General features: G+C 33.2%; 3 protein-coding genes and 1 pseudogene. 2 read left to right on the top strand and 2 right to left on the bottom strand.

Annotation, left to right across the window (positions count from 1 at the left end):
* Positions 1-839: MATE family efflux transporter (locus ACIQ1E_RS13730; protein WP_396171901.1), on the top strand; the 839-nt coding region annotated here is incomplete at its 5' end.
* A gap of 154 nt (positions 840-993) precedes the next feature.
* On the opposite strand, the gene ACIQ1E_RS13725 is transcribed toward ACIQ1E_RS13730, so the two are convergent.
* Positions 994-3,756 (bottom strand): AsmA family protein, encoded by a 2,763-nt coding sequence (locus tag ACIQ1E_RS13725; protein WP_396171899.1) that lies wholly within the window; start codon positions 3,754-3,756, stop codon positions 994-996.
* Between the two features lie 117 nt (positions 3,757-3,873).
* The gene (locus ACIQ1E_RS13720; RefSeq protein ID WP_396171897.1) at positions 3,874-4,455 is read right to left on the bottom strand and encodes a tRNA-(ms[2]io[6]A)-hydroxylase; all 582 of its coding nucleotides are present in this window, start codon (positions 4,453-4,455) and stop codon (positions 3,874-3,876) included.
* Positions 4,456-4,562: 107 nt separating this feature from the next.
* Between ACIQ1E_RS13720 and ACIQ1E_RS13715 the strand changes: the two are divergent.
* Positions 4,563-5,281 (top strand): annotated as a pseudogene (locus ACIQ1E_RS13715) (glycosyltransferase); the annotation flags it as partial.

The following is a 5,281-nucleotide window of genomic DNA, read 5'->3' as shown; positions in this document are numbered from 1 at the left end:
TTTTGATTGCATCTGCTTTTCTTAACGTTGTTTTAGATATTCTATTTGTTATTGTATGGAAACATGGAGTTGCTGGAGCTGCCGTAGCTACTGTTATTGCCGAAGCTTTTTCTGCTCTTTTTTGTATATTGTATGTTCGTTTTAATGTCCCGTTTTTGAGATTTAAACGAAGTGAGTTTATTTTAGATAGGGATTTTCTAAAAATTATAGTTAGTTATAGTTCGGTTGCTGCTATGCAACAAATCACTTTACATTTGGGCAAATTTCTGATTCAGGGTGCTGTTAATCCAGTAGGTGTATTTGTGATTGCGGCATTTAATGCAGTTACAAGAATTGATGATTTTGTAATGATTGTACAACAAAATATCGGACACGGAGTTACTGGTTTTTTGGCACAAAATAAAGGAAAAGGGAATTATAGTCGTATTCGGAAGGGATTTATTATTGGCGTGAAGATGGAGATTCTTTACAGTTTGTTCATGACGATTGTGATTTTCTTTTTTGCTAAGGATCTAATGATTTTATTTGTCGGTAAGGGGGAATCGCGTGTAGTTCAAGAAGGTGTGCATTATCTAAAGATTATGTCAATTCTTTATTTATTACCTGGTTTAACTAATGTGATACAAGGATATTTCCGAGGATTGGGAAAAATGAAAAAAACATTGCATTCTACTTTAATTCAAATTATTGTGCGAGTAACTACTGCTTATTTGATTGCTTCTTATTTTGGTATCAAAGGATTCGCATTAGCTTGTTTGATTGGTTGGATTTTTATGCTAGGCTATCAAGTTCCAGTATTGTTGAAAATTGCTAATAAAAATAGGGTAAAACGTTATTGAATTTAGTCTTTTGATTATTATAGAGTGACTTTTTTTCTTTGAAGCTCATAGGTATTCCCAATATTCCTAAAGGTGCCAAAATCCTATGGTGCTCCTTTGCAACGAATGCTTAAATTAAAAAAGCAATCTAATCTTTTAGGTATTTTTTTTATGCTTAGTCAATGTCGTTGTCTTCTGTTTCTTCTAAATCATCCGATTTGCGACCTACTTTTACTTTGGGATTGTCTTTGTTTCCTGTAATGGTCATCGGTATTCCTAATATTCCTAAAGGAGGTAATCCCAGTCGCATTTTGATGTTGAGTCGTCCGTCTAAGCTTGTAGTTCCTTCTATTCTTGGTCTAAAACCGGCAAATTTAAACTTGAATCGTTCCAAGGTAATAATATTGTTCTTGATAGAACTTTTGATTTCTACCTTCGATAATTCTGGATTATTTATTTTATCGTGATTGGTTTCTTTGGCAACAGCACTAAACATTTTCATTCCGTGCAATTTGATGTCTTTTACAGAGACAATTCCATTACCAACTAAAGATGGATATACGGGTTCCATATTAGCATTCAATCGGCCTTTGAGTTTGTATTCTAAAGATATGATTCCTTCTGCTTTTTCGGCGGCACTAGCCATTTCACGGAAGATTTTCACCTCTTTATAGGCTCTTTTAATGTCAAAGTCGGAAGCTTTGATGTCATACTCAAAATTTGCTTTTTTTGTAGCGCTAGCTTGGTATTTTGCGTTCATATTTACTGCACAGCCGATCAAATTGAAGCCTGTGTTTTGCATTGTCAATACACCTTTTTTCATATTCATTGACCCTTTTGCTTGGTTAAGGGTTAAATCGTTGAAATTTACTTTTTGGACATTGGCTTGAAATTGTAAATCTAAATTAGTCGGAATCATTATTACTCCCGTTTCTACTTTGGTGGGCGAAGGTTTTGTTTCTGCGTTTGCTGTTGTGGTCGAATTTTTTGTTACAACTTCAGTTTCTGACATAAATTCATCAGCATTAACATAGGTTGAGTTTAAAGTGAAAGCACCTCGCAAAATGCCTGTCTTGGTTGTGGCAAAATTTAAAACATTTTGCAAATATCCATTCATTCTAAAGTCAGATTGTCCGTAAGCTGCCAAGAAATTATGGAAAGACATTTTGTCCTGATTGATTTTGAAAATGCCTTCTTTGATAAGGAATTTTTTCGGCAGGTATTCTGTTGTTATTAAAATATTTCGTAATTCTAAAGTACCTTTGTTGTACATTTTGCTGTAATTTCCTTTTTCGGCATCACTTTGTTTTCCTTTTAGCGACACATCGGCTTTTACGAAACCATCTACATCCAATCCTTTTTGGGAGAAAACTTGATAAATTTTGCTGATATCAAGTGTGCCTTTTGCTTTGATATCATAAGCAAGGTCATTAAAATTATACAGATTGGCTTCTACAAAAACAGGTTTTCCTTCGAAGGTAAATTCAGCAGGTTTAAGAATTACTTTTAAATCACTGAAATTGCCGTTTTTGTTTTCTATAGTAGTTATTATGTTAATGTTGGTAATTGGATTTGGATAATATTGGGTTTTTATATATCCACTTTTCAAATTGATGTTGGCGTTTGTAATGGGGAATTTGCCGTTCTTTTGATCGTATTTTCCTTGGGCGTTTCCATGCCCGACTAGGGTTCCTTTGATTTCGAAATCGGCAACACCTAAAGCTTTGTTTAGTTTTTCTAAATCAATTTTAGAATTGAATGTGGCATCAATTTCGGGTTCCTGCAGTCCTTTTACATTTACTTTTGCGTTCAAAAAGTCTTGATTGATGTTTAAAACTATGCTTTTGACATTTACAATTAAAAGTTCCGGATTTAGCGAAGGCAATTTTGTGGAAAAATCCAAATGTAGGTTCGAAATAGGGAAAGCACTTTTGTTATAATTTACAAATCCTTCTCTTATTTTTAAATCCAAATTTAAATCTGGTGCAATTTTTTTCGATTCTATATATTTCCCTTTTAAGGTAAGTAACAAATCAGTCTTTCCTTTGAGTTCGGTTTTACTTAGCCAAGTAATATATTTTGGAGGTAAAGCGGTAAATAAATGGTCAAGATCGCTGTTGTTCGATTTAATGACAAAATCCATATTGTAGCCATCTTTCAAGAAGTCGAATTTCCCTTTGAAATCGACAGGAAGTTGATTGATCATTAGATCGTTTTGTTGGAAAACAAAAGAAAGTGAGTTGACATTTATTTTTGTAATCAAATCGGCATCTACTTTTTTGTTCATCAAGTAGGGTTCGTTTTCGTAAAGCAAATTTAATTTGTCGATTTTAGCTTTGGAATACAAATCAAAAATATCTTCTGCCAAATCACCTTTTCCGAGATAATTAAATCCAAATGCATCAAAATGGACCTTTGTCGATTGATCATCATAAATAAGTTGACTGTTTATGATTTCGATTTTTTCAAGTTTGATAGCTGCGGATTCACCTTTTTGTTTTTCTACTTCTTTTTCAGCAATGTAAACGTTATAATTGGCCAATCCTTCTTTATTGACCTTAATGTTTATGTTTGAATTTGAAAGATAGATTTCATCGATATTGATGGACTTTCCAAAAATTAAACTTGGAATATTGATTCCAAAAGAGACTTCTTTGGCATTTATCAATCGTTCTTTTTGGAATGGAGCGGAACCGTTGAGTGTAAAATTATTTAATGTTAATGTCAAAGACGGAAAATGTTTGAAAAACGAAATATTTACATCGGAATAATTCATTTCTCCAGCCAATTTTTGGTTGGCTGTTTTTTTGATTTCTTCTTTAATTTTGTCTGAAAAAATAACTGGGGTGAGGAACATCAAGGAAAGTATCACGACTAAACCTATGCCAATATATTTTGATATTTTAACCAAAATAGTTTTTACTTTAGTACCGTCCATATCTTATTGAGTTTAATATTAAATTCTTAAAATCAGTTTAAAAAGCATTTTCATTTAATAAATTCCAATGATTTTATATTCTTGAATCACTTTCCTTGATAATAGTTGAGAGAATAATTATCCGTGAACCGTTTCTTTTTTTCCGTAGTTGGTAATTAATTCACCTTCAAAATCAATCCATTCTTGCCAACGTTTGTCCACATCCACTTTCTCGGAATATTTTCTGGCGAATTTCAGAAATGTGGTGTAATGTCCTGCTTCGCTTATCATTAATTTTCTGTAAAATTCGGCCAATTCTTTGTCTTCAATGTTCTGAGACAAAACTTTGAATCGCTCGCAACTTCTGGCTTCAATCATTGCTGAGAAGAGCAGTCTGTCTACAAAAGCGTCGTTACGGCTTCCGTCTTTCTTCAAAAATTTAAAAAGTTCGTTTACATAATGATCTTTTCTTTCTCTGCCTAATTTCAATCCGCGTTCCTTGATGATGTTGTGAACCAACTGAAAATGTTCGATTTCTTCCTTGGCAATTTCTAACAAATCGGTAACCAATTCTTCGTGTTCCGAATTATAAGTGATGATGGTGATGATGTTGGTTGCTGCTTTTTGCTCGCACCAAGCGTGATCAGTTAAGATTTCTTCGATGTTTGATTCTACGATGGTTACCCATCTTGGGTCGGTGGCTAATTTTAATCCTAACATTTTTTGGTATTATGTTTAATTAATTACAAAAATACAGTTTTTATTTGTTGTGAAATAGAATGATTTACAGTTTTATTTCCCTTATTTTGTATGATAAATAGTGAGTTATGATTGCTAATCAGCATGTATTAATTATTGGATTTGTTTTTCCAGAACCTAATTCTTCCGCAGCAGGAGGAAGGATGGTACAATTGATTTCTATTTTTAAAAAGTTGGGTTTCGAAGTGACTTTTGCCAGTCCAGCAATGGATAGTGAATATATGATTGACTTGGGTTCTTTGGGAGTTATCAAGAAATCCATCGCTTTGAATTGTTCCAGCTTTGATGTTTTTGTAAAAGAATTGAATCCATCCATCGTTTTATTTGATCGGTTTATGATTGAAGAGCAATTTGGATGGCGTGTTGCCGAAAATTGCCCTAATGCTTTACGATTATTAGATACCGAAGATTTACATTGTTTACGTTCCGCTCGTCAAAAAGCATTCAAAGAAAAGAGGCAATTTTCAACAGACGATTTATTAGTTGAGGATGTTGCCAGAAGAGAAATTGCTAGTATTTTGCGTTGCGATGTTTCCCTGATGATTTCTGAATTTGAAATGGAATTGCTGCAAAACGTTTTCAAAATTGATTCTAAATTATTGTATTATTTGCCTTTGTTGTTGGAGCAAATTGATGATTCAACGATTCAAAATCTGCCTTCATTCGAAGAACGAAATAACTTTGTATTTATTGGAAACTTTCTTCACGAACCCAATTGGAATGCGGTTCAATATCTAAAAGAAACGATTTGGCCACTTATCAGAAAGCAAATTCTGGATGCTGTTTT

It is taken from the genome of Flavobacterium sp. (genome assembly GCF_044348915.1).
In the GTDB taxonomy this organism is placed as follows: Bacteria; Bacteroidota; Bacteroidia; order Flavobacteriales; family Flavobacteriaceae; genus Flavobacterium.
The sequence above is the reverse complement of the archived record's forward strand: the minus strand, read 5'-3'. Positions and strand labels throughout refer to the sequence as shown.